Origin of the sequence: Planktotalea sp., from assembly GCF_049680325.1 — a bacterium.
Classification (GTDB): Bacteria; Pseudomonadota; Alphaproteobacteria; order Rhodobacterales; family Rhodobacteraceae; genus Planktotalea.
This window is the reverse complement of record NZ_JBAUHO010000366.1, coordinates 1-2,300: the sequence shown is the minus strand read 5'-3', so window position 1 is coordinate 2,300 and position 2,300 is coordinate 1. Positions and strand designations below refer to the sequence as shown.

1 protein-coding gene is annotated in these 2,300 nt (G+C 56.7%); it reads right to left on the bottom strand.

The window, feature by feature from the left end; all coding sequences use genetic code 11:
* Positions 1–107: 107 nt before the first annotated feature.
* The coding region (locus tag WBC85_RS16455) for a GcvT family protein (RefSeq protein WP_424439831.1) at positions 108–2,300 on the bottom strand (2,193 nt) is incomplete at its 5' end.

Sequence of the window (2,300 nt, the reverse complement as noted above, 5' to 3'; positions counted from 1 at the left end):
GATCAACACGATCCATTTGGCTGTGCCCCGGTTTGGAGCTTAGGGCTCGTCGCGACGAACCGCCTGACGAGGGTGAACGTTTGTCGGTGTCCGCAGACCTTGCGGGGTCATGGCGCTGTCACATCCGCCAACATGCGCTGGCTCTTGGGGTCATAAAACGGGGTCACGCTGATCTCTGCGCTGATGGCCACGCCTTCGACCATCACGGTGTAGGAGCCTGCATCCAAAGATTGCTTGTCGGTTTCCCCTTTTGGCAGGTCCACGAAGCAAAGCCCTACCGAAACGCCTACGCTCCTGCCAAAGGCCCCGGCAGTGACGTAGCCTACGACTTTGCCGTCCCGCAGGACGGGCTCGTTATGGTGCAAAAGGGGCTCTGGGTCGTTCAGCTTAATCGAACACAGGAACGGACCTTTGTTGGCAGCCTTTCGCGCCATATAGGCATCCCGTCCGATGAAGGGGATCGGCTTTTTGGTTTTGCAGACAAATTCCAGCCCAAGTTGATGGGCGGCTTCGGTATAGGCCATGTCATGGCCCCAGTGAAGGAAACCCTTTTCAAGCCGGAGGGCATTCAACGCTTCGCCGCCGATAAGGCGCAGGCCGAATGCCTTGCCCGCTTCCATGAGCACGTCAAAGACGTATTCGGCAAAATCAGGAGTGACGAAAATCTCCCACCCCAGTTCGCCGGAATAGGACAAGCGCTGCGCGGTGACACGCGCATGGCCAATATGGAACGTGCGATGGCTGTTAAAGGGAAACGCCCCTTTCGACAGGTCGGCATCACTGACGGCGGCCAACAACGCACGGCTCTTGGGACCCATGATGGCCAGAACCCCATATGCGGCGGTGACATCGCGCAGGCGAACATCTTCACCCGGCTCGATATGGTCGCGCAGATGCAAATAGTCGCGCCGCGTGTGCGAGATCGAGCTCATCATCATAAACGAGTCATCGCCGTAACGCGCGACCGTTACATCGCTTTCGATCCCGCCGCGTTCATTGAGCATCAACGTATAGGCCACACGCCCGTCCGCCATCGCCATGTCGTTGGTGCAGATACGCTGCAAGAAGGTTTCGGCACCCGCTCCTTCGACCATCAGCTTACCCAGCATCGTATAGTCGATCATCGCCACGTCCTCGCGGGCGGCCTTTTGTTCTTCCTGCACATAGTCAAACCAGTTTTGGCGGCCAAAGCTGTATTCGGTTTTCGGCTCAACCCCTTTTGGCGCAAACCAGGCAGGACGTTCCCAGCCCTGAACCTCGGCAAAGCAGGCACCATTGGCTTTTAGCGCATGGTAAAACGGCGTTTTGCGCAGATTGCGCGCTGTCGTGCGCTGATAATTCGGCCAGTGCATCGCATAGGTCTGCACCAATGTTTCGGGGCAGCGTTCACGGAGGTAGAGATCCCGCGCCCGAAATTCTTCACAGCGTTTCGGATCCATTTCGCTGAGGTCAATCGGAGGATGCCCGTCGATGATCCATTGCGCCAGCGCCCGCCCCGCACCAGAGCCGGACTGAATACCGGTCGAATTCACCCCGCCCAAAACGAAATACCCTTTGATGTCGGGGGCTTCTCCCAGAATGAACCGCCCGTCATAGGAATAGCTTTCAGGACCGTTGAAGAATGTGCGAATGCCGGTTTCCATCAGCAAAGGCACCCGGTTCATGGCCATTTCCAGCACGTCCATCACGTCGTCCTCGACGAAGGGAAGTGAATCAAAACAGAAATCTTCGGAAATCCCCTGCATGCCCCAGGGTTTGGCGTGATTATGGGCAAACCCGAACAACAGTTTTCCGGCATCTTCTTTGAAATATGTGCCGTCACAATAGGATCGCAGAACCGGCAGATCATTGGGCAGATTGTCGATGGCCTCGGTCACCAGATAGTAATGCTCACAGGCATGCAGCGGTACGCCAACTCCGTTCTGTTGGCCCAATTCGCGCGCCCACATCCCGGCGCAATTGACCACGAAATCAGCTGATATGGTTCCCTGATCCGTGCGCACACCGCTGGCTTTGCCCTCATGGGTCAAAACCTGTTCGACTTTGATATGCTCAAAGACTTTTGCGCCATGTAGTTTTGCGCCTTTGGCGAGAGCAGTGGTCAGATCAATCGGGTTGGCAGAACCATCACTGGGCATATAGATGCCGCCAAGCACCCCTTCGGGGTTCATCAGGGGCCAGCGTTCCTTGATCTCAGCGGTGCTGATCGCATGGGCTTCAATCCCGAACAATGAGGCAAAGTCGGCTTTGCGCTTCAGCTCCGCGTGGCGTTCATCGTTCACTGCGATGGAGATTGACCC